23 protein-coding genes are annotated in these 21,338 nt (G+C 64.9%); 12 read left to right on the top strand and 11 right to left on the bottom strand.

Going from position 1 to position 21,338, the window contains the following annotated elements; all coding sequences use genetic code 11:
- The first annotated feature begins 1 nt into the window (after nt 1).
- Both O4220_RS08395 and O4220_RS08390 read left to right on the top strand, forming a co-directional pair.
- Complete coding sequence (locus O4220_RS08395; protein ID WP_269603177.1) at nt 2-1,000, top strand: DHH family phosphoesterase; 999 nt, start codon at nt 2-4, stop codon at nt 998-1,000.
- Nucleotides 997-2,325: an MATE family efflux transporter gene (locus tag O4220_RS08390; protein WP_269603176.1), complete on the top strand. Its 1,329-nt coding sequence runs from the start codon at nt 997-999 to the stop codon at nt 2,323-2,325. Before O4220_RS08395 ends, O4220_RS08390 begins: the two co-directional genes overlap by 4 nt.
- On the opposite strand, the gene O4220_RS08385 is transcribed toward O4220_RS08390, so the two are convergent.
- Genes O4220_RS08385 through O4220_RS08370 form a run of 4 tightly spaced genes read right to left on the bottom strand, consistent with a single transcriptional unit; the run spans nt 2,314 to nt 5,417 of the window.
- Entirely contained in the window at nt 2,314-3,408 is a 1,095-nt protein-coding gene (locus O4220_RS08385; RefSeq protein ID WP_269603175.1) for a sulfate/molybdate ABC transporter ATP-binding protein, read from the bottom strand. The genes O4220_RS08390 and O4220_RS08385 overlap by 12 nt on opposite strands.
- Entirely contained in the window at nt 3,405-4,214 is an 810-nt protein-coding gene (locus tag O4220_RS08380) for an ABC transporter permease (RefSeq protein ID WP_269603174.1), read from the bottom strand. The genes O4220_RS08385 and O4220_RS08380 overlap by 4 nt, the downstream gene beginning before the upstream one ends.
- A complete protein-coding gene (gene modA, locus O4220_RS08375; protein WP_420030343.1) occupies nt 4,211-5,002 on the bottom strand; it encodes a molybdate ABC transporter substrate-binding protein in 792 nt (263 codons plus the stop codon). The genes O4220_RS08380 and modA overlap by 4 nt, the downstream gene beginning before the upstream one ends.
- Nucleotides 5,003-5,018: 16 nt before the next feature.
- A complete protein-coding gene (locus tag O4220_RS08370) occupies nt 5,019-5,417 on the bottom strand; it encodes a TOBE domain-containing protein (RefSeq protein ID WP_420030342.1) in 399 nt (132 codons plus the stop codon).
- Nucleotides 5,418-5,659: 242 nt separating this feature from the next.
- On the opposite strand from O4220_RS08370, the gene O4220_RS08365 reads away from it, so the two are divergent.
- The 3 genes from O4220_RS08365 to truB are packed head-to-tail and all read left to right on the top strand — an operon-like array spanning nt 5,660 to nt 8,213.
- Entirely contained in the window at nt 5,660-6,583 is a 924-nt protein-coding gene (locus O4220_RS08365) for a metallophosphoesterase family protein (RefSeq protein ID WP_269603173.1), read from the top strand.
- Complete coding sequence (locus tag O4220_RS08360) at nt 6,580-7,245, top strand: 4'-phosphopantetheinyl transferase family protein (RefSeq protein ID WP_269603172.1); 666 nt, start codon at nt 6,580-6,582, stop codon at nt 7,243-7,245. The genes O4220_RS08365 and O4220_RS08360 overlap by 4 nt, the downstream gene beginning before the upstream one ends.
- Before the next feature lie 35 nt (nt 7,246-7,280).
- Nucleotides 7,281-8,213, top strand: coding sequence for a tRNA pseudouridine(55) synthase TruB (gene truB, locus O4220_RS08355; protein ID WP_269603171.1), 933 nt, complete (start codon nt 7,281-7,283; stop codon nt 8,211-8,213).
- A gap of 13 nt (nt 8,214-8,226) precedes the next feature.
- On the opposite strand, the gene O4220_RS08350 is transcribed toward truB, so the two are convergent.
- The 4 genes from O4220_RS08350 to O4220_RS08335 are packed head-to-tail and all read right to left on the bottom strand — an operon-like array spanning nt 8,227 to nt 11,592.
- The gene (locus tag O4220_RS08350; RefSeq protein WP_420030364.1) at nt 8,227-8,961 is read right to left on the bottom strand and encodes a metal-dependent transcriptional regulator; all 735 of its coding nucleotides are present in this window, start codon (nt 8,959-8,961) and stop codon (nt 8,227-8,229) included.
- Between the two features lie 19 nt (nt 8,962-8,980).
- The gene (locus O4220_RS08345) at nt 8,981-9,853 is read right to left on the bottom strand and encodes a metal ABC transporter permease (RefSeq protein ID WP_269603169.1); all 873 of its coding nucleotides are present in this window, start codon (nt 9,851-9,853) and stop codon (nt 8,981-8,983) included.
- Between the two features lie 3 nt (nt 9,854-9,856).
- On the bottom strand, nt 9,857-10,684 hold the full coding sequence (locus tag O4220_RS08340; protein ID WP_269603168.1) for a metal ABC transporter ATP-binding protein: 828 nt from the start codon (nt 10,682-10,684) through the stop codon (nt 9,857-9,859).
- Nucleotides 10,681-11,592, bottom strand: a complete 912-nt coding sequence (locus O4220_RS08335) for a metal ABC transporter substrate-binding protein (RefSeq protein ID WP_420030341.1) — start codon at nt 11,590-11,592, stop codon at nt 10,681-10,683. Before O4220_RS08335 ends, O4220_RS08340 begins: the two co-directional genes overlap by 4 nt.
- Nucleotides 11,593-11,746: 154 nt before the next feature.
- Here O4220_RS08335 and O4220_RS08330 point away from each other — a divergent pair, with 154 nt between their 5' ends.
- The 4 genes from O4220_RS08330 to O4220_RS08315 all read left to right on the top strand — a co-directional run bounded on the left by O4220_RS08330 (nt 11,747) and on the right by O4220_RS08315 (nt 17,118).
- Nucleotides 11,747-12,715, top strand: a complete 969-nt coding sequence (locus tag O4220_RS08330; protein WP_176457617.1) for a bifunctional riboflavin kinase/FAD synthetase — start codon at nt 11,747-11,749, stop codon at nt 12,713-12,715.
- 123 nt (nt 12,716-12,838) lie between these two features.
- Complete coding sequence (rpsO, locus tag O4220_RS08325; protein ID WP_032397847.1) at nt 12,839-13,108, top strand: 30S ribosomal protein S15; 270 nt, start codon at nt 12,839-12,841, stop codon at nt 13,106-13,108.
- Nucleotides 13,109-13,502: 394 nt separating this feature from the next.
- Nucleotides 13,503-15,764 carry a polyribonucleotide nucleotidyltransferase gene (locus O4220_RS08320; protein WP_032377091.1) on the top strand — a complete coding sequence of 754 codons (2,262 nt, stop codon included), beginning with the start codon at nt 13,503-13,505 and terminating at the stop codon, nt 15,762-15,764.
- 67 nt (nt 15,765-15,831) lie between these two features.
- On the top strand, nt 15,832-17,118 hold the full coding sequence (locus O4220_RS08315; RefSeq protein WP_269603167.1) for a M16 family metallopeptidase: 1,287 nt from the start codon (nt 15,832-15,834) through the stop codon (nt 17,116-17,118).
- Here O4220_RS08315 and O4220_RS08310 read toward each other — a convergent pair.
- A complete protein-coding gene (locus O4220_RS08310; protein ID WP_269603166.1) occupies nt 17,099-17,671 on the bottom strand; it encodes a TetR/AcrR family transcriptional regulator in 573 nt (190 codons plus the stop codon). The genes O4220_RS08315 and O4220_RS08310 overlap by 20 nt on opposite strands.
- A 53-nt stretch (nt 17,672-17,724) precedes the next feature.
- Between O4220_RS08310 and O4220_RS08305 the strand changes: the two genes are divergently transcribed.
- Nucleotides 17,725-18,399 (top strand): lysophospholipid acyltransferase family protein, encoded by a 675-nt coding sequence (locus O4220_RS08305; RefSeq protein WP_269603593.1) that lies wholly within the window; start codon nt 17,725-17,727, stop codon nt 18,397-18,399.
- Nucleotides 18,396-19,196 (top strand): SDR family oxidoreductase, encoded by an 801-nt coding sequence (locus O4220_RS08300; RefSeq protein WP_269603165.1) that lies wholly within the window; start codon nt 18,396-18,398, stop codon nt 19,194-19,196. Before O4220_RS08305 ends, O4220_RS08300 begins: the two co-directional genes overlap by 4 nt.
- A gap of 18 nt (nt 19,197-19,214) precedes the next feature.
- On the opposite strand, the gene O4220_RS08295 is transcribed toward O4220_RS08300, so the two are convergent.
- Both O4220_RS08295 and O4220_RS08290 read right to left on the bottom strand, forming a co-directional pair.
- The gene (locus O4220_RS08295) at nt 19,215-19,961 is read right to left on the bottom strand and encodes a polyprenol monophosphomannose synthase (protein ID WP_269603164.1); all 747 of its coding nucleotides are present in this window, start codon (nt 19,959-19,961) and stop codon (nt 19,215-19,217) included.
- Between the two features lie 14 nt (nt 19,962-19,975).
- Complete coding sequence (locus O4220_RS08290) at nt 19,976-20,833, bottom strand: 2-phosphosulfolactate phosphatase (protein ID WP_269603163.1); 858 nt, start codon at nt 20,831-20,833, stop codon at nt 19,976-19,978.
- Nucleotides 20,834-20,898: 65 nt separating this feature from the next.
- Here O4220_RS08290 and O4220_RS08285 point away from each other — a divergent pair, with 65 nt between their 5' ends.
- Nucleotides 20,899-21,333, top strand: coding sequence for a hypothetical protein (locus O4220_RS08285; RefSeq protein WP_269603162.1), 435 nt, complete (start codon nt 20,899-20,901; stop codon nt 21,331-21,333).
- Nucleotides 21,334-21,338 lie beyond the last annotated feature (5 nt).

The raw sequence follows: 21,338 nt of genomic DNA, 5'->3' as shown, positions 1-21,338 counted from the left end.
CATGTCCGATGGTTCGGGGGCAGAGTCGCAGCAGGACGAGGATCTGGCGCGGGCGATCGAGATGCTCGAACGTGCATCCTCGGTGACCGTTCTGTGCCACGTGCAGCCCGACGCAGACACGATCGGTAGCGGGCTGGCGCTCGGTTCGGTACTCGAACGTCGTGGTGCCGATGTGCAGGTGGCCTTCGCAGCCCCGGCATTTCTTCCCGAGTCGATGAACGAGCTGCCGGGCCGGCACCTGCTGGTCGACGCCGACAAGGTGGCCGAAACGGTCGATCTGGTCGTCACGGTCGACGCCGGAAGTCGGGGCCGGCTGGGGTCGTTGGGTGACCGGCTCGATTCTGCGTCGAACAGCCTCGTCATCGATCATCACCGCAGCAACACCCGATTCGGAACGGTCAACGTGGTGCATGCGTCAGCGGAGTCGACCACTGCTGTGATCGCGCGGATGTTCGACCAGTGGGGTGTCGAGATCGACGCCGATCTGGCGCACCTGCTGTTCGCCGGCCTGGTCACCGACACCGGATCGTTCCGATGGGTTCGCCCGGGTTCACATCTGCTGGCCGAGAGGCTGCTGGCGACGGGTATCGACGGCGCACACATCGCGCGCAAGCTGCTCGATACTCACCCGTTCGAGTGGCTGCCGATGCTCGGGTCGGTGCTCGGTTCGGCATCGTTGATTCCCGAGGCGGCCGACGGGCGCGGGTTGGTGTACGCGGTCATCCGGAGCGAAGACGCGGCCGGATTGCGGTCGGAAGAGATCGAGAGTGTCATCGACATCGTCCGCACCACGTCCGAAGCCGAAGTGGCTGCCGTGCTCAAGCAGCAGGACTTCGGCACGGTCTGGGTGGTGTCGTTGCGGTCCAAGACCGAGGTCGACGTATCGGCTGTGGCGTGTGCTCTCGGAGGTGGCGGACACCGCAACGCGGCCGGCTACACCGCAACCGGTGAGCTCGCCGCTGTGATCGACGCTCTGCGCGGAGCCTTGTCCACGTCGTGAGTTCCTCGCCGGTCACTGCTCGTCGAATTCTCGGCCTGTCCCTTCCCTCTCTCGGTGTCCTCGCCGCCGAGCCTCTCTACCTGTTGTTCGATGCCGCTGTGGTCGGCCGACTCGGCGCTCTGGCGCTCGCCGGCCTGGCGATCGGTGGTTTGGTACTCGCACAGGTCAGCACCCAGTTGACCTTCCTGTCCTATGGCACGACTGCCCGAGCCGCTCGTATGCACGGTGCCGGGCGCGAACACGACGCCGTAGGTGAGGGGGTTCAAGCAACCTGGTTGGCATTCGGGCTCGGGGTCGTCATCGTGGCGGTCGTGCAACTCGCAGCCGAGCCTGTGGTGTCGGTCTTGACCGGAGGTGGCGACATCGCCGCCGAGGCGATCGCGTGGCTGCGCGTCGCGCTGTTGGGTGTGCCGTTCATCCTGATCTCGTTGGCCGGAAACGGGTGGATGCGCGGTGTTCAGAACACCGTGACACCGCTACGTTTCGTTGTGCTCGGCTTCGGTGTGTCGGCGGTACTGTGCCCGCTTCTGGTTCACGGGTTGTTCGGATTCCCACGATTGGAGCTGGTCGGATCGGCTGTGGCCAACGTGATCGGTCAGGGCGTCGCGGGTGCATTGTTCGTCGTCGCGGTGGTTCGGGAAAGTACCGAACTGCGTCCGCGCTGGTCGGTGATGCGTGCGCAGTTGGTACTCGGTCGTGATCTCATCGTGCGCAGCCTCGCGTTTCAGGCCTGCTTCCTCTCCGCGGCCGCGGTCGCGTCGAGGTTCGGGGCCGCCTCGGTCGCCGCGAACCAGGTGGTGCTGCACATGTGGAACCTGGTGTCGCTCATGCTCGATTCGCTGGCAATTGCGGCGCAGACCCTCGTCGGGGCCGCGCTCGGAGCGAGCCGGACCGAGGATGCGCGGGCACTGGCGTGGCGATTGACGGCGTGGTCGACGGTATTCGCTGTGGTCCTGGCAGGCGTGTTCGCCGTCGGGCGTTCGTTTGTCCCAGGCCTGTTCACCACCGATGCGTCGGTCATCGATCAGATGCATGCAATCTGGTGGATCTTCGTTGCGATCATTCCCATTGCCGGCGTGGTGTTCGCGCTGGACGGAGTGCTGCTCGGAAGTGGCGATGCCGCGTTCCTACGGAACGCCACCATGGCGTGTGCCGTGGTGGGCTTCCTGCCGTTCATCTGGTCCGCCCTGGCCTTCGACTGGGGGTTGGTGGGGATCTGGATCGGACTCGGTGTCTTCGTCGCGTTGCGCATGCTCGCGGTGGCCGGGCGAGTGCTGTCCGGTAAATGGCTGGTGATCGGCAGCGATCGTCAATTACGACGGTGACGGCAACGCAGGATGCAGTGCCACTTCGAGGCTTTTCACCACGAAGTACACGCTGCGCCCCGGCTCGAGCTCGAGGTCGGAGACTGCTGCGGGGGTGATGTCGGCGGCCATTCCGGGCGAGCCGTCGGGATGCGGACGGGATCGGACGCGAATACCGGAGCCCTGCACCTCCATCTCGTCGATCACCACCTCGAAGACGTTCCGCGGGCTGGCGTGAGGGGCTGTCGGGTGCACCGAGACCGCGGCGGGGGAGAAGACCGCGACCAGTGAGGTTCCGGTGGTGTATTGCCCTGATCCGTGGACCGTCAGGCCCCAGCTCGTGGTCAGTGCGGTCGTGCCGTCGGCGTCGGCCGCGCGGCCGGAGAGCAGGTTGACTCCGGCGATCCGGGCACCGAATTCGCTGCGGGGAGCGGCGAGTACCTCGGCAACCGACCCTCGCTCGACCACGCGCCCACCGTCGACGATCGCGACGGAGTCGGCCAACGCGACCACGTCGAGCAGATCGTGGGTGACGATCAGCGCCGTGCGGGAACTGTCGCGCACTACCGATCGCAGCACTCTGCGGAGCGCCGGTGCTGTCTCGACATCCAACGCCGCAAGGGGTTCGTCGAGCAGCAACAGTCGAGGATCGGCGGCAAGAGCACGTGCGATCGCTATGCGTTGGGCTTGTCCACCGGACAATTGGTCCGGGCGACGATCGGCCAGATGAGAGGCTCCTACCGCGGCCAGCCACGTGTCGGCCACAGTCTTCGAGGACGCTCGGCTCTCACCCGCGCTCCGCGGCGCGAAGGCGACGTTCGTTCGAGCGTCCATGTGGGGAAACAGCAGTGCGTCCTGCGCGAGAGTGGCAACACCTCGCGCGTGTATCGGGACGAAGGTCTTCGTCGAGGTGTCGGTCAACATTTCGTCGCCGAGTCGGACGACGCCGTCGTCGGGTGCCACAGATCCTGACACCAGTTGCAGAAGTGTCGATTTGCCGGCCCCGTTGGGGCCGAGAATGGCAACCGTCTCGCCCGCCTCGACGTCGAGTTCGATATCGATGCCGCGGACATCGACAGTGGCGCGAACGTGCAGTGAGCTCACGGTGCCGACGATCGAGTACCACGCACGGTGACCACGACGAGGGCCGCGACCAGGATCAGCACGAGCGACAGCGCCACCGCGGCGTCGGGATCGGCCTCGCGCTGTAGATATATCTCCAGCGGCAGGGTTCGCGTGACTCCTTCGAGCGAGCCGGCGAAGGTCAAGGTCGCCCCGAATTCGCCGAGTGCTCGTGCGAACGCGAGAACGGTGCCGGATATCAATCCAGGCAAGATCAGGGGAACGGTGACGCGGCGCAGGACGGTGGTCGGAGTTGCCCCCAGAGTCGCCGCCACCACGTCGTAGCGACTTCCGGCCGTGCGCAACGCGCCTTCGACGCTCACGACGAGGAACGGCAGCGACACGAACACCTGCGCCAACACGACGGCGGAGGTGGTGAACGCGATTCGAATACCGAATGCATCGAGATGTTCGCCCAGCAATCCCTGGCGTCCGAAGGTGTAGAGCAGCGCGATGCCGCCGACCACCGGAGGCAGGACCAGAGGGAGTACGACGAGGGAGCGAAGAATCGACAGCCCTCGAACCGCGCTGCGCGAGAGAACGATTGCCATCGGTACGCCCAGCAGCACGCACATCACCGTGCTGGCTGTGGCCGTCTTCAGGCTCAGGATCAGCGCTGCAACTGCAGACTCCGAGGTGACGAGACCGACGAAGTTCGACCAGTCGATGCGGGTGAACATCGCGGCAAGGGGTGCCACGACAACGAGCGCGCCGACGGCCGCCGGAACGAAGATCCACAGCGGTACCCCTACCGCCGATCGCCCGCCATCGGCGACGCGCACGGTCACGGAGCGGCGAAGCCGGCTCGGGCGAGGACGTCTCGGCCCACCGGTCCGGTGACGAACTCGGCGAACGCGCGAGCGGTGGCGTCGTTCTCGGACCCACTCAGTGTCGCAACCGGATAGGTGTTGACGGCTTCGCTCGATTCCGCGAACGGCACCGCTGTTACGGCGTCACCCGACCCTGCTGCGTCTGTGACGTACACCAGCCCGGCATCGGCTTGACCCGACGTGACTTTGCCCAGTACATCGGTGACCGACGATTCCTCGCTCACCGCCGGGATGTCTGTGCCGGTCGCGGCTTCCACGGCTGCCGTCGCCGCACCGCACGGCACCTGAGGCGCACAGATCACCGTCAGAATATCGGGGTTCGCCAAATCGGCGAACGACGTGATGCGATCCGGGTTGCCCGGCGCGGTGACGATGGTCAGGGTGTTCGAGGCGAAGTCGACGGGATCACCTGCCACCACGCCGGCGTCGACCGCCTTCGTCATGTTCTTCGTATCCGCGGAGGCGAAGACATCGGCGGGTGCACCGGAGATCAGCTGCGTGGCCAGATCGGAGGATCCGGCGAAGCTGAACTCGACCGAAGTGCCGGGGTGCTCGGCCTCGAAGCGCGTACCCAGTTCGGTGAACGTCGCCCGCAGGGATGCTGCGGCGAAGACGGTGATGTCACCCCCGACGGCATCGCCGGTCGCGGCGGGATCGGAGGCACCGGACTCGGACGCTCTGTCGCATCCGGCCAGGGCAAGAGTGACGGCAACGAGAGCCACGAATGCCGGTCTGAGTGTCTGCACTGAAATCTCCTGCGATCTAGGGTGTCTCGACGATGACCGTGGTGGCCTTGACGACCGCGACGGTCACCTTCCCCGGCTCGAGGCCGAGTTCGCGAACGGACTCGGTACTCATCAGGGACACGATGGAAAAGGGCCCACACTGCATGGTGACCTCGCTCATCACTGTGTCCGAGACGACCCCGGTGACGAGCCCGACCAGTCGGTTGCGGGCAGAACTGCCGCCGGAGGCCACCTCGGGTGGGGGCGCGGCATGCTCGCGGGCGTAAGCGGCGAGGTCACTGCCAGCGATCACCTTGCGCCCCGTCTCGTCCTCGAACGAGGCGAGTGTGCCGCTGTCGATCCACCTCCGCACGGTGTCGTCACTGACGCCGAGCAGTGCGGCGGCGTCTCGAATGCGGACCGGAGGCACCGTCATCGAGACACCTGCACTGCCTTGGTCGTCCGCAAAAAAGTCATGAAAGGGACCATATACCCGAATCTGCGGTTGCGGCGACCGGATTGCCTCCAGGCAGCCGGGACCGTCGGTCATGACGGGAGCTACCGCTTCACCCCGCCTGGATGCGCCGCGGAATCTCCGTGGAGGATTGAGCGTTGATACGTTCTCGGACGGTTCGGCGACTCGACGTCGACGGCCGAACGGATCGGAAGGGGTCATCAGTGGCAGCGAAGCTGTGGGCAGTGAGCGACATTCACGTCGGACATCGGGGCAACAGGCCCGTCACCGAGGACATCTTCCCCGAGTCGCCCGACGACTGGCTGATCGTGGCCGGCGACGTGTCGGAGAAGACCGACGACATCAAGTGGGCGCTCGAACTGCTTCGTAGTCGTTTCGCGAAGGTCATCTGGGTGCCCGGAAACCACGAGCTGTGGACGACGGTGAAAGATCCCGTCCAGATCCACGGAGCGGCCCGATACGAGTACTTGGTCAACCTGTGCCGCGAGATCGACGTCGTCACTCCCGAGGATCCGTATCTGCTGTGGGAGGGGGAGGGTGGACCGGCGACGATTGTGCCGATGTTCCTGCTGTACGACTACACCTTCCTGCCGCAGGGAGCACGGGACAAGGAGCACGGGCTGGCGATCGCGCGAGAGAAGAACGTCGTCGCCACTGACGAATTTTTGCTGTCCTCGCAGCCGTACGCCACGCGGGACGCCTGGTGCCATGCGCGCATCGAATCAACTCGAGACCGGCTCGATGCTCTCGACACCACCGTTCCCACTGTCTTGATCAACCACTTTCCGATGGTCCGTCAGCCGACCGAGGTGCTCTTCTACCCGGAGTTCGCACTGTGGTGCGGGTCGACTCTCACGGCTGATTGGCACACGAGGTACAACGCGATCTGCTCGGTGTACGGGCACCTGCACATTCCGCGGACCACCTACTACGACGGCGTTCGCTTCGAGGAGGTGTCGGTGGGCTACCCGCGCGAGTGGCAGCGCCGTGGACTACCGAAGAATGTTCTGCGACAGATTCTTCCGGTTCCCGAGTATCCGCCGGGGTCGTTGAACAAATGGGGCGGGCACTTCACCGTGACTCCCGAGATGGAGGCAGAAGTAGAGAAGATGAGGGCGGGCAAGTGATCGAATCCATACTTCCGAACGGTGTGGTCTCGGCCGAACTGTTCGCCGACCCACCGGATTTGGTGCCCCATCCACTCGAAGCCCCGTTGGTCGCCAAGGCGGTGGACAAGCGCAAGCGTGAGTTCACCTCGGCTCGGCACTGTGCTCGAGTGGCGATGGGGAAGTTGGGCGTCGAGCCCGCACCGATCATGCGGGGCAAATCCGGTGCACCACAGTGGCCGAAGGGTGTGGTCGGATCGTTGACGCACTGCGACGGTTATCGCGGTGCCGTATTGGCTTATTCGATGCAGGTGCGATCGGTTGGCATCGACGCCGAGCCGCACGGGCCACTACCCGACGGTGTGCTGGAGGCGGTGAGCCTGAAGGCAGAGCGAGACTGGCTCGCGACCGCGGGGCGTGAGGACGTCCACTGGGATCGAGTGTTGTTCTGCGCCAAGGAAGCCACGTACAAGGCCTGGGAGCCGCTGACCGGACGATGGCTCGGTTTCGAGGACGCGCACATCACCTTCGAGCGCACCGGCTCCGGTGACGACATCTCCGGGACGTTCCGATCCGAATTGCTGGTGCCCGGCGATACCGTCTCCGGGCCTCCTCTGACGTCGTTCGATGGTCGATGGATGGTGGCCGGCGGGCTGGTGATGACGGCGATCTCGGTGATGTGACGAGCGGCTTCTCGCGCCTGGCACAATGCTCTCTCGTGAGTGCTCGCGAAAAGATTTCGTCCGGTCTCGTCGGTGCCGGCTTGCTGGTGGTCGACAAAGGACCGGGCGTGACGAGTCACGATGTCGTGGCGTCGTGTCGAAAACTGTTGCGTACCAGAAAGGTCGGTCACGCGGGAACTCTCGATCCCATGGCGACCGGAGTGCTGGTGCTCGGTGTGGAGCGGGCGACCAAGATGCTCGGCCTGCTCTCGCTGACCACCAAGTCGTACACCGCGACGGTGCGGCTCGGCCGCAGCACGACGACAGACGACGCCGAGGGCGACGTTCTGACGGACGTCTCGGCTTCGCACCTCTCCGAGTCGGACATCGCGACTGCGATCTCCGACCTGACCGGTGACATCGAGCAGGTGCCTGCGAGCGTCAGCGCCATCAAGGTCGACGGACAGCGAGCACACAAGCTGTCTCGAGCCGGTGAGGAGTTCACCCTCGCCGCCCGGAAGGTCAGTGTCACCCGGTTCGATGTGACGGCCAGGCGCGATGTCGTCGAACACGAAGCCACCTTCGTCGATCTCGATGTGGAGGTGGAGTGCACGTCGGGGACGTACGTGCGCGCGCTGGCCCGAGATCTCGGTGCTGCGCTGGGCGTCGGCGGTCATTTGACAGTGCTGCGCCGCACACGCGTCGGTCCCTTCACTCTCGAGCATGCCCGGACGCTCGAGGAGTTGGCCGAGGACCCGGCCGTCAGTCTCGATATCGACGAGGCGGCACGCACCGCCTTTCCGCACCGGCAGATCGATGCCGGCGAGGCGGAATCACTGAGTCAGGGCCGCTGGCTGGATCCGATCGGAATCGATGGGGTGTACGCGGCCGTCGATCCGACCGGTCACACCATCGCTCTGCTTCAGGAGAAGGGCAAGCGCGCCAGTTCGGTCATGGTCGTGCGGCCCGCGACCTTGCGCGGGCACTGAACCGGCCCGGCGATCAGCTGACGGGAACCATCCATATCGCCTCGGCCGCGCGATGGCCGAGGTCGATGGCATCCGTGGCATCGTCCCGCGCGAGTTCGATGGCAACGGTACCGGCGTAGTCACGTCGTTCGATCACCGTGATCGGCAGGTCGAGCGTGATGCCGACCGAATCGAAGTAGCGGAGCATCGCCGGATCGGAGTCGGAGATTCTGGCGACTCGGCCGGACTGTCCGTCGAGGTACTCGCTCAGGCGGGTCGCGGACGGAGTATCGATCGCGCCGTCCACCGACGGAATCGGATCTCCGTGCGGATCGCGTTCGGGGTGGCCCAGTTTGGCGTCGATCCGGTCCATCATCAGGTCCGAGACGGCGTGTTCGAGAATCTCTGCCTCGTCGTGTACTTCGTCCCAGCCGTAGCCCAGTTCGCGGACCAGGTAGGTCTCGATCAGACGGTGCCGACGCACCATGCCGATGGCAGCGAGGCGACCCTTCTCGGTCAGTGAGATGGCTCCGTAGCGGGCGTGGTCGACCATGCCCTGGTCGGCCAGCTTGCGAATCGCCTCGGACACCGTCGAGGCGGAGACACCGATACGCTCGGAGAGCATCTTGGTGCTGACGGAGTCCTCGCTCCATTCACTGGCCGTCCAGATGACCTTGAGGTAGTCCTGCGCAACCGCGGACAGCTGGACGCCCTCGTCTGCCGGTGCGGGATCGGTTCTTTGTTGCGCCACGCCGCCGAGCTTAGGCAATCCAATGGAAAAAGACATCTCACCCGGCCGGAGCCAGCGGCACCTGTCGGCGTTGCCGCAGGGCGCGGACGACGATGCCCTGTGAAGGGCTCAGCAGGTAGGCAAGCACGAAGACGAGTCCTTGGGTGAGCACGACGCTGCCTCCGGAGGACACGTCGAGGTAGAAGCTGGCGTAGATTCCCACCAGCGCGCAACCCACCGAGATGAGCGGTGCCAGCAACAGCATGCGGCCGAAGCTGTGTGTGAGCAGGTACGCCGACGCGCCGGGAGTGATGAGCATCGCCACCACGAGGATCACTCCGACGGCCTGGAGTGCGACCACGGTGGTCAGCGCCAGCAGCGTCAGCATCACGGCCGAGATCACCGCGGGATTGATTCCGACGGCGCGTGCCTGGGTGCGGTCGAAGGCGAAGAGCGTGAAGTCGCGACGCTTGACGATCATGACGGTCAGCGCGATTCCGCCCAGGACGAACACCTGCACCATGTCGGCCTGCGAGACGCCGAGCAGATTGCCGAACAGGATGTGATTGAGGTCGATCTGGCTCGGAAACTTCGAGATCAGGACGACGCCGAGCGCGAACAACGTGGTGAAGACCACGCCGATGGCGGCGTCCTCCTTGACGATGGTGGTGTTGCGAACGACTCCGATGGCACCGACCGCGATGAGGGCGAACAGTAGCGCCCCGATCGCGAACGGTGCACCGAGCAGATACGACAGCGCGACACCGGGCAGGACGGCGTGCGAGACCGCGTCGCCCATCAGAGACCAGCCGATGAGGACGAGCCAACAACTCAGTACCGCGCACACGATCGAGGCGGTGACGGTCACCAGGAGCGCCCGTTGCATGAAGGTGTATTCGAGTGGGTCCACGAGAAAATCGATCAGATACACGGTTCAGCTCGCTTCCGTGGTCCGGGTGGCCCGAGTCCGGGTGCCCGCATGGAGTTGGTCGACCTTCGACGGATCTATGCCGAAGGCCAGTGCAAGGTTCTCGGGGCGAAGTACCTCGACCGGACTGCCGTGCATCAGCACCCGTTGCTGCAGCAGGATCGCCTCGTCGCACAGCTCCGGCAGGGCATGAAGATCGTGCGTGGACACGAGCACCGAGGCGCCGTGTGCTGCGAGTTCGCGGAGCAGCCGGGTGATGGTGGCTTCGGTCTTCTTGTCCACACCGGCGAAGGGTTCGTCGAGCAAGAGCAGCGACGCCTCCTGGGCGATGGCGCGGGCCACGAACGCGCGCTTGCGTTGGCCACCGGAGAGCTGACCGATCTGTCGGTTCGCGAGATCGGCGAGATCGACGCGCTGGAGGGCCTCGTCGACGGCGCGCCGATCGGCCGCTCGGGGAGTACGGAGAAGATTCTGCTTTCCGTATCGGCCCATCATCACCACATCCCGCACACTGATCGGGAACGTCCAGTCGACCGATTCCGCCTGGGGCACATAGCTGACAGTGCCTGCTTTGCGGGCCTGGGCGGGGTCGCCGCCGAACACGGTGATCGAGCCGGAGTTGGGCTTGACCACGCCCATGACGGCCTTGAACAGCGTCGACTTGCCCGATCCGTTCATGCCGACCAACCCGCACACCCGGCCTGGCGCGAGAGTCAGGCTGGCGTCGACGAGAGCCACCACGTCGCGGTACCGGACGTTCACGGTGTCGACCGTCAGCGCTGCTCGGTTCTCGTGCGGGGCCCTGTCGTGCTGGGTCCCAGTCTTCCGGGTCATCGTTCTCCTACCAGTGCGTCGGCGATCAACCGTGCGTCGTAGCGCAGCAGATCCAGGTACGTGGGTACGGGGCCGGACGCGTCGCTCAGTGAGTCGACGTAGAGCTTTCCCCCGAATCGAGCGCCGGTGTCCTCGGCGACCTGCAGCTGCGCCTTGTCCGAGACGGTCGACTCGCAGAACACGGCGGGTACAGCGTTGTCGCGAACGAAATCGATGGTGCGCACCACCTGCTTCGGCGTTCCTTCCTGCTCGGCGTTGACCGGCCACAGGTAGGCCTCCTGCAGGTCGAAGTCACGGGCCAGGTAGCCGAATGCACCTTCACAGCTGACGAGTGCACGCTGACGTTCGGGTAGTGCGGAGAGATCGGCGTCGAGTTCGGTACCGACCTCGCGGAGTTGGTCGATGTACGCGACCGCATTCGCTCGGTAGTCGTCGGTGTTGGCGGGGTCGAGTGCGACGAACGCATCGGCGATGTTCTTCACGTAGGTCTCGGCGACGACCGGCGACATCCAGGCGTGTGGGTTGGCCTTTCCTGCATAGGCATCGTCGCGAATGTAGACCGGCTCGACGTCCGCACTCACCACGGCGTGTGGTGCGGGAACGCGTTCGACGAACTTCGCGAACCACGATTCGAGTCCGAGCCCGTTGTCCAGGATCAGCTCGGCCTGCTCGGCAGTGCGCAGGTCTCCCGGTGTGGGTTCGTAACCGTGGATTTCGGCACCGGGCTTTGTGATCGATTCCACTCGCAGGTGTTCGCCTGCGACGTTCGCGGCCATATCGGCGAGGACGGTGAACGTCGTCAGTACGAGCGGTCTGCCGTCGTCGAGTGCAGCCGGCCCGTCGTCGCCCACGGCGCGGGCACAGCTGGTCGACGCCACGACCAGCAGGCCGGCCACCACCCAGCTCACGACGCCGCGTCGGGTGCGAAATCCACTTGAGCGAAGAAAAAAGTTAGGCACTCCGAAATATTTACCGTGGGGATACCTTTTTGTCCATACCTGCCATCTGCGACACGCCTGGCCGAGAGTGACCGAGCGGCCGTCGGGCCGTAGGCTTCGCGGTGTGCAGAGATGGCGAGGTCTCGACGATGTACCTGCCGACTGGGGTCGGTGCGTGCTCACGATCGGCGTCTTCGACGGCGTTCATCGCGGACACGCGCAACTGATCGGGCGAGCAGTGGCCGCCGCGAAGAAGCGCGGCGTTCCCAGCGTGCTCATGACGTTCGATCCTCACCCGATGGAAGTCGTCCGGCCGGGGAGCCATCCTGCTCAATTGACAACCCTGACGAGACGAGCCGAACTCGCCGAGGAACTGGGAATCGACGTGTTCTGTGTCATGCCGTTCACGCCCGAGCTGATGAAACTCACCCCCGAGCGATACGTGCACGAGATCCTGATCGAACGCCTGCACGTTGCCGAAGTGGTCGTAGGCGAGAACTTCACCTACGGGAAGAAGGCGCTCGGCACCGTCCCCATGCTGCGCAAGATCGGCGAACGGTCCGGATTCGCAGTCGACGGAGTCAACCTGCTCGCCGAGCATGCCGTGACGTTCTCCTCGACGTACATCAGATCGTGCGTGGACGCCGGTGACGTCGCCGCGGCCACCGCCGCACTCGGGCGACCGCACCGGGTCGAGGGTGTCGTTGTGCACGGAGACGGCCGAGGTCGCCAAATGGGTTATCCGACAGCCAATGTCGCGCCGCCCATGTACTCGGCCATTCCCGCCGACGGCGTCTACGCGGCATGGTTCACCGTGCTCGGGCCGGGTCCGATCATGGGGACGGTCACGCCGGGGGAGCGACATCCTGCCGCCGTGTCGGTGGGCACCAATCCCACGTTCTCGGGTCGTACCAGGACGGTGGAGGCGTTCGTCCTCGACGGTGAGGCCGACCTGTACGGGCAGCATGTGGCGGTCGACTTCGTCGAGCGGCTGCGCGGGATGGAGAAATTCGACTCGATGGAAGCGCTCGTGGAGGAAATGGGCCGCGACGCCGACCGTGCCCGCTCCATTCTGGCGGCGAGCACAGCCTGATACGCTGTCTCCTCGGTGCTCGCTGCGGTCCGTGGCGGCTGTACCGGCTTCGTCCCCGCTCGTTCGATCGGCGGGACGCGTTGCTTCCTTTCACGCGGACGTCATTGATCAGGAGTAGTACCAGTGGCATTGACCACCGAACAGAAGAAGGCCGTTCTCGGCGAGTACGGCTTGCACCCCACCGACACGGGCTCGCCCGAGGCGCAGGTTGCAATGCTCACCAAGCGCATCGTCGACTTGACCGAGCACCTCAAGACGCACAAGCACGACCACCACTCCCGCCGCGGCCTGCTGCTGCTGGTCGGACGTCGTCGTCGTCTGCTCAAGTACATCGCGAAGGTCGACGTCACCCGCTACCGCTCGCTCATCGAGCGTCTGGGTCTGCGTCGATAATTCGCATCGACGCGAGGTTGTCACCGATGCACGGTTCGACGCGCCGGTGTGCACCCGACTCGCAGCAATAGTGCAGTAGCCAACGAGGCAGTGCTTAGACTGTTCCTCGTTGGCTATCTGTGTTTGTACCGCAAGAACAGTTTCGCCAGCACGAGAAAGCGGATGCACGGCATCCGCACACCGCCGTGTATGCCTGTCACGCCGTGGTGACGGTCTTCGGTAGTGGCCTTTCGGATACGAGATCCGGTGGGCTTCGATCGATGGCCGCCTCCGCGCAGCCGCGTCCCGAGACAAGGTCTCGGAGATGGACGGCACAGGTATGCCGCCACAGCCAGGAGGGCTCGTGGTGTGTCCACGCGGGCACGGCAAAGACGAGAGGACGAGAACAGAACACATGTCGGAAACCACAACCTTGGACGTCGAAGAAGGCGTCTACGAAGCCACTGCGATCATCGACAACGGCACGTTCGGCAAGCGGACCATCCGCTTCGAGACCGGCCGCCTTGCACAGCAGGCCGCGGGCGCAGTCGCCGCGTACCTCGACGAGGACACCATGCTGCTGTCGGCAACGACCGCAGGCAAGCACCCCCGTGAGGGATTCGACTTCTTCCCGTTGACGGTCGACGTCGAAGAGCGCATGTACGCCGCGGGACGTATCCCCGGATCGTTCTTCCGCCGTGAGGGCCGTCCGTCCACCGACGCCATCCTCACCTGCCGTCTCATCGACCGGCCGCTGCGTCCGACGTTCGTCGACGGACTGCGCAACGAGATCCAGGTCGTCATCACCGTCCTGAGCCTCAACCCCGCCGACCTGTACGACGTCGTCGCGATCAACGCGGCATCGGCATCGACTCAGATCGCAGGCCTGCCGTTCTCCGGCCCGATCGGTGGCGTCCGCGTCGCTCTGATCGACAAGCAGTGGGTCGCCTTCCCGACCAACGAGCAGCTCGAGAAGGCCGTGTTCAACATGGTCGTCGCGGGCCGCATCGTCTCCGGCTCCGGTGCCGACGCAGACGTCGCCATCATGATGGTCGAAGCCGAGGCCACCGAGAACGTCATCGAGCTCATCGAGGGTGGCGCTACCGCACCCAACGAGGCGGTCGTCGCCGAGGGCCTCGAGGCGTCGAAGCCCTTCATCGCAGCGCTGTGCACCGCGCAGCAGGAGCTCGCGTCCAAGGCCGCCAAGCCCACCGGCGACTACCCGGTCTTCCCGGCGTACCAGTCGGACGTCTTCGAGGCCGTCGAGAACGCCGCGAAGATTCCGCTGAACGAGGCGCTGACGATCGCGGGTAAGGCCGAGCGCGAGAGCAAGCTCGACGAGGTCAAGGCTCAGGTCCTCACCTCGGTCGGAGACAGCTTCGCCGGCCGCGAGAAGGAGATCGGTGCCGCATTCCGCGCATTGACCAAGAAGTCGGTTCGCCAGCGCATCCTCACCGATCACTTCCGCATCGACGGTCGCGGCATCACCGACATCCGGTCGCTGTCCGCCGAGGTCGCGATCATCCCGCGTACCCACGGATCGGCCCTGTTCGAGCGCGGCGAGACCCAGATCCTGGGCGTCACCACCCTCGACATGGTCAAGATGGCGCAGCAGGTCGACTCGCTCGGGCCCGAGACGTCCAAGCGCTACATGCACCATTACAACTTCCCGCCGTACTCCACCGGTGAGACCGGCCGAGTCGGTTCGCCGAAGCGTCGCGAGATCGGTCACGGCGCACTCGCCGAGCGCGCTCTGCTGCCGGTTCTGCCGAGCCAGGCAGAGTTCCCGTACGCCATTCGCCAGGTCTCCGAGGCGCTGAGCTCCAACGGTTCGACCTCGATGGGCTCGGTCTGCGCATCGACCCTGTCGCTGCTCAATGCCGGTGTGCCGCTGCGTGCCCCGGTCGCCGGCATCGCAATGGGCCTCGTGTCCGACGAGGTCGACGGCGAGACTCGTTACGTCGCACTCACCGACATCCTCGGTGCCGAGGACGCGTTCGGCGATATGGACTTCAAGGTCGCCGGAACCAAGGACTTCGTCACGGCGCTGCAGCTCGACACCAAGCTCGACGGCATCCCCTCCAAGGTGCTCGCCGGCGCGCTGTCGCAGGCCAAGGATGCTCGCACGACGATCCTCGAGGTCATGGCCGAGGCCATCGACACCCCGGACGAAATGAGCCCGTACGCACCTCGCGTCACCGCGATCAAGGTGCCGGTCGACAAGATCGGCGAGGTCATCGGGCCCAAGGGCAAGATGATCAACTCCATCACCGAGCAGACCGGTGCCAACATCTCGATCGAAGATGACGGCACTGTCTACGTCGGTGCAGCGGACGGCCCGTCCGCACAGGCCGCGATCGACATGATCAACGCCATCGCCAACCCGCAGCTGCCCAAGGTCGGCGAGCGATTCCTCGGAACCGTCGTCAAGACAACGGCTTTCGGTGCATTCGTCTCGCTGCTCCCGGGCCGCGACGGACTGGTGCACATCTCGAAGCTCGGCAACGGCAAGCGCATCAACAAGGTCGAGGACGTCGTCAGCGTCGGATCGAAGCTGCGCGTCGAGATCGCCGATATCGACAACCGCGGCAAGATCAGCCTCGTTCCCGTCGAAGACGACAACGCTGCTGCTCCCGCCGACGCTCCCGAGGCACCCGCCGAGGTCAGCGCTGAGTAAGAAGCAACCGAGCCGAACGGTACGTCCCCTCGGGACGTACCGTTCGGCCGTTCCAGAGAGCACCGGCATGGATACGGGCGTGCAACGCACGACTCTGCCCGGCGGTCTTAGGGTCGTCACCGAATTCGTGCCCGGCGTTCGCTCGGCGTCGGTCGGGGTGTGGGTCGGAGTCGGCTCACGCGACGAGCAACCGAGTGTTGCCGGAGCCGCACACTTCCTCGAGCATCTGCTGTTCAAGTCGACGCCGACGCGTAGTGCACTCGAGATCGCCCAGGTGATGGACGGTGTCGGGGGAGAGCTGAACGCGTTCACCTCGAAGGAGAGCACCTGCTTCTACGCGCACGTGCTCGACGAGGACGTGGCGCTCGCCATCGATCTGGTCAGCGATGTGGTGCTTCGTGGTCGGTGCCGATCGGCAGATGTGGACGTCGAGCGTCAGGTGGTTCTCGAAGAGATCTCCATGCGCGACGACGATCCCGAGGATCTGCTGGGAGATGCCTTCCTGGAAGCGATGTTCGGCGATCATCCGATCGGACGCCCGATCATCGGTTCCGTCGAATCCATCGAGTCGATGACCCGTGCGCAATTGCACTCCTTCCACGTTCGCCGCTACACGCCGCAGCGCATGGTCGTTGCCGTCGCGGGCAACGTCGATCACAAGCAGATCGTCTCGCTCGTGCGCCGCGCGTTCTCAGGCCACCTGGAGAAGGGTGTGCGGCCGGCCGAAAGGCGTGGTGGCACAGCACGATTGCGCAACACTCCCACGTTGAGCCTGACCACCCGTGACAGCGAGCAGGCGCATCTGTGCCTGGGTGTGCGGGCGTTCGGTCGACACGAAGGGCATCGCTGGGCGTTGTCGGTGCTCAATTCGGCTGTCGGTGGTGGGCTCAGTTCTCGCCTGTTCCAGGAGATCCGGGAAGAGCGAGGCTTGGCCTATTCGGTCTACTCCTCGGTTGACACGTTTGCCGACAGTGGTGCTTTCTCGGTGTATGCCGGATGTCAGCCCGAAAACTTGGGCGAGGTCACTACGGTGATTCGCGAGGTGTTGGCCAAGGTTGCGGCCGAGGGCATCACCGACGCCGAGTGCGCTCGCGCCAAGGGCTCGTTGCGCGGCGGACTGGTTCTGGGCCTGGAAGATTCGGGTTCCCGGATGAACCGGATCGGTCGCAGCGAACTCAACTACGGCAACCACCGTGATATCACCGACACGCTCTCGCGTATCGACAGCGTCGGCAACGACGAGGTGCGCGAGGTTGCCGCCGTGTTGCTCGATCGTCCGTTCGGTGCCGCGGTGGTCGGTCCGTACAAGAACGCTCGTCAGTTGCCGGCATCGGTCAAATCCCTGGTCCGGTAGCGTCGGCGATCACGTCGCGCACTGCGCAGCGGATCAGGTCCGGCACGGCCGAGGCGTCGGTGATCGGCTCGAACGCTCGGGTGGAGTGCAGCGCGGCTATTCCGTGCACGGAGGTCCACAGTCTCAGTGCTGTGAACTGTGGATTCTCCGGCGCGACGGCACCGAGAGCCGAGGTGAGCGCCTCGAACAGGGGTCGCGATTGTTGTCGCAGATTTTCACCGGAGCCCTCCAGCAGGTCGTGCCGAAAGATGAGAGCGAACATCGCCGGCCGCTGCACAGCGAACTGCACGTACGCATGTGCCATCGCATCCAGTGCATCTCGAGGCGAATCCGATTGTTGTGCGGCAGAATTCAGCGCGGTGCCGAGATCGACAAGGCCGACTCGGGCCACGGCCGCGGCCAGAGCGCTCAGTGTCGGAAAATACCGTCTGGGAGCGCCGTGTGAGACGCCGGCCTCGCGAGTGACCGCTCTGATGGTCAACCCTTCCGGCCCTTCGCTGTCGAGTAGGCGTACACCTGCGTCGATCAGCCGAGTCCTCAGGTTGTCTGGCACGTAGACATTGTCTACTCTCGGCCGTGACGTTGTCCAGCCGAGAGGATCGATCGATGTGGTATCTGTTCTTCAAATATGTGCTGATCGGGCCGATTCTCCGAATTCTGGGTCGGCCGACGGTGGTCGGGATAGAAAATCTCCCGAGGACGGGACCGGTGATCATCGCCGGCAACCACCTCACCGTCGTCGACTCGTTCTTTCTCGTTCTCCTGGTCCGTCGCCGGGTCACGTTCATCGCCAAGAGTGAGTACTTCTCCGGCCGGGGAATCAAAGGCGCGGCGCTTCGTTGGTTCTACAGCGCGACAGGTCAGGTTCCCGTCGACCGCCGCGGCGCGGACGCTTCTGCTCCGGCGCTCGAGGCCGCGAAAAGCATTCTGCGACAAGGGAAGGTATGGGCGGTATATCCGGAAGGGACGCGATCTCCCGACGGTCGGCTGTACAAGGGCAAGACCGGGCTGGCGAGAGTGGCGATTCAGACCGGAGCGCCCGTTGTGCCGGTGGTGATGCACGGGACGCTCGGAGTCAACCCGGTGGGTTCGAGGATGTGGCGTCCGGGCAAGGTGCGCATGGTCGTCGGCGAACCACTGTATTTCACGAGATATGCAGGGGGAGAGAACAGTAGGGCCATTCTGCGGGCGGTCACCGATGAGGTGATGGCAGCGCTGGCGAACCTGTCGGGGCAGGAATACGTCGACGTGTACGCCGCCACCGTCAAGGCCGCGGCATGAGAAACTCGGACGTGCCTGCACGGGGCAGAACAGTCCTCGTCACCGGTGTAGGCCGGCGGCAGGGAATCGGCTTCGCTGTCACTCGCCGGCTGTTGCAGGACGAGACCACCCGCGTGTTCGCGCACTCGTGCGACGGCTACGACGTCACCGAGCCGTGGGGAGTCGGTACACCGGGAGCAAAGCAAGTGTTGGCCGAGTTGTCCACCGCTACGGACAGACTCGGCCACCTCGACGTCGACTTCGTCGATCCGACAGCACCCGCAACGCTGTTCGACGCGGCCGAATCCACGTTCGGCAGCGTCGATTCTCTGGTGGTCAACCACGCCCGATCACAACTGGGTGATCTGGCGACCATGACCGCAGAATCGCTGGACCTGACGTGGGCGGTGAACGCACGAGCATCTCTGCTTCTGGTCCAGGAGTTCGCGCGGCGCTACGTCGATCATCCCGACGGTGGTCGCGTCGTGCTGTTCACCTCCGGCCAGGGCCAGGGGCCCATGCCGACCGAAATTCCCTACGCGGTGAGCAAAGGTGCCATCGCGTCGATCACCCCGACCCTGGCCGATGCGGTGATCGAGCGAGGCATCACGGTCAACACGATCAATCCGGGTCCCACCGATACCGGCTGGGCCGGCGCTGATCTGAACGAATTCGTAGAACGTCACATGCCGCGCGGTCGGTGGAACTCACCCGAGGAGGCCGCGGCCGTCGTGGCGATGTTGCTCTCGCCCGATTCGGGTTCGATCACCGGTCAGGTCATCGGTGCCGAAGGTGGATTCCGACGCTTCACGCCGTGATGGTCGCCGGTGCGTCGGTCAAATCTTCTTCTTGCCCAGCAGCAACTTCCAGGGCACCAGGGCCGATTCGAGCTGTACCGACAGGCTCATCTTGGATTCGCCCTCGCTACGCTCCTCGAACGTGATCGGCACTTCGGCGAGAGTGAGTCCGTGCTTGACGGTCCGATAGTTCATCTCGACCTGGAACGCGTACCCGTTGCTCTCGACCGACGCCACGTCGATGGTGCGGAGAGTACGCGCGTGCCACGCTTTGAATCCTGCTGTCGCGTCCTTGACTCCGAGTCGCAGGATCGTGTTGACGTAGAAGTTCGCCCAGGCCGACAGCGCCTTGCGGTGCCAGGGCCAATCTGCGGCAACGGCACCGCCGGGAACGTAACGCGATCCGAGAACGACGGCCGCATCGGTGGTGTTCAGCTTGTCGATCATCGCCGGGATCACCTCGGTGGGGTGCGAGAGATCGGCATCCATCTGGATCACGATGTCCGCGCCTTCGTCGAGAGCTCGCGTCATACCCGCGACGTAGGCGCGGCCGAGTCCGTTCTTCTCGGTGCGGTGGAGAACACTGACGTCGAGGGGGCCGTCGATGGCCAATTTGTCGGCGATGTCGCCGGTACCGTCGGGTGAATTGTCGTCGACGACCAGCACGCCGAGCCCCTCCACCTTCAACCCGGCGAGCAACTCGACGAGCTTGGGGAGGTTCTCGCGCTCGTTGTACGTCGGTACAACGACGGTGGTCTTCGGGGCGACTCGTTCCGTACTCACCATCGTATGATCCGTGATCAGGGGTCCCGATCCAAATATCGGACATCATCGGCCGTGTCGGTTCGGCGTTTCAGCTCTCTGTCGAACCCGCGATCGTCCGTCGACGAGTTGCGTCGACGAGTTGCGTCGACGAACATTCCGTCGCGCAAAAGCGGAACGCAGCCACTCGAGCCGGTCTCGGCGGCAATCACCACATCTTCGGGATGCCCCATCGTGTTCAGTTCCTGCCCGGACGCGCATCGCAGCAGCTCGGAGGCCACACCCTGCTTCACGGCCCGCCACGCCGCTGCTGCCGCCACCGCCTCCGCAGATGCGTCGGCTGCTCCGGAATCGAGAAGTTCGGCGATGACCGCACCCGCACCCCACAGGTCCTCCACTGCGGGACGCAGTGATGCGTCGGGCCACCGTTCGCCGGACGCTATGACGGCAATCACGGCGGTCGGGTTCTGGGCACGTATCCACTTCGCGACCGCCGCGGCATTTCTCAGCGATGCGCCCACGCACAACCCGGCCCGGCTCGCGAGCTCGTACGCGATGGTGGAGCCGTTGGGTGACGGCAACACCAGACGGGCAGGTGGTGGAGTATTTCGGATACTGGCCGGGCACAGGCTGATCCGGCCCGGTGAGCCTGCCGAACGGCCGACGGCGAGAACTGCGTCGAACTCTTCGGCCAGCTGCGAAGCTCGGTCGTCACGCCATCGGCACGGAATCACGTCGATACCCGCATCCATCGCCACCGTCAGCGTCGTCGTGAACGACAGGACATCGACGATCACGGCGATGTCCGCCCCGTCGACGACGGCATCGGCCCCGGAGAGACCCCACTCGAATCGAACTCCGTGCGCGCGCTGGGACAGTCCGGGATCGACAGGCATTGCCGAACGGTAACAAAGCAGGCGGCGGTGCTACCTTCGGCGCGTAATCGAGTGGGGAGCCGAAGATGCAGTTGGAGCTGGATACGAAGGTGATCGTCCTCGCGGCCGGTCTTCTGTTGCTGTGGGCTCTGGGGTTGGGGGTGCTGAAATATCGCCAGATGTCGACCTCGGCGGACCGGACGGCGCATCGATACGTCGACATCGCCCATCGAGCGGCGCTGATGTACTCGTTCGCCGCGCTGGTGCTGGCAGTTCTGGCGCACTTCAGTGCCTGGCCGGTTCCGGTCGATCTGACCGCCGCATCGGTGGTGTTGCTGTTCTTCGTGGGTGCGATCGCCGGGTACACCGTGCACGGAGTCCGCCGGGACACCGAGAACCAATTCGTCCAGCCGGTTGCCGGAACGCACGTGTTCATGTACGCGCTGATCGTCGGCGAGATCGGCGGAACGGCGGTGCTCGTCGTCGGGTTCGTCGTCGAGCAGTTCTTCGGGCCGAACTAGGATCC

The sequence above is a fragment of the Rhodococcus ruber genome, assembly GCF_027270735.1.
Lineage (GTDB): Bacteria > Actinomycetota > Actinomycetes > Mycobacteriales > Mycobacteriaceae > Rhodococcoides > Rhodococcoides rubrum_A.
Note: the sequence above shows the minus strand (reverse complement) of the source record. Positions and strands in the feature narration are given on the sequence as shown.

Excerpts from the sequence above, each read along its gene's own strand:
- O4220_RS08395 (WP_269603177.1), top strand. The coding sequence starts at position 2 with ATGTCCGATGGTTCGGGGGCAGAGTCGCAGCAGGACGAGGATCTGGCG.
- O4220_RS08370 (WP_420030342.1), bottom strand. The coding sequence starts at position 5,417 with ATGACGGTGCCTCCGGTCCGCATTCGAGACGCCGCCGCACTGCTCGGC.
- O4220_RS08340 (WP_269603168.1), bottom strand. The coding sequence starts at position 10,684 with ATGACCCGGAAGACTGGGACCCAGCACGACAGGGCCCCGCACGAGAAC.
- O4220_RS08320 (WP_032377091.1), top strand. The coding sequence starts at position 13,503 with ATGTCGGAAACCACAACCTTGGACGTCGAAGAAGGCGTCTACGAAGCC.
- O4220_RS08315 (WP_269603167.1), top strand. The coding sequence starts at position 15,832 with ATGGATACGGGCGTGCAACGCACGACTCTGCCCGGCGGTCTTAGGGTC.
- O4220_RS08305 (WP_269603593.1), top strand. The coding sequence starts at position 17,725 with ATGTGGTATCTGTTCTTCAAATATGTGCTGATCGGGCCGATTCTCCGA.
- O4220_RS08300 (WP_269603165.1), top strand. The coding sequence starts at position 18,396 with ATGAGAAACTCGGACGTGCCTGCACGGGGCAGAACAGTCCTCGTCACC.
- O4220_RS08295 (WP_269603164.1), bottom strand. The coding sequence starts at position 19,961 with ATGGTGAGTACGGAACGAGTCGCCCCGAAGACCACCGTCGTTGTACCG.
- O4220_RS08290 (WP_269603163.1), bottom strand. The coding sequence starts at position 20,833 with ATGCCTGTCGATCCCGGACTGTCCCAGCGCGCGCACGGAGTTCGATTC.
- O4220_RS08285 (WP_269603162.1), top strand. The coding sequence starts at position 20,899 with ATGCAGTTGGAGCTGGATACGAAGGTGATCGTCCTCGCGGCCGGTCTT.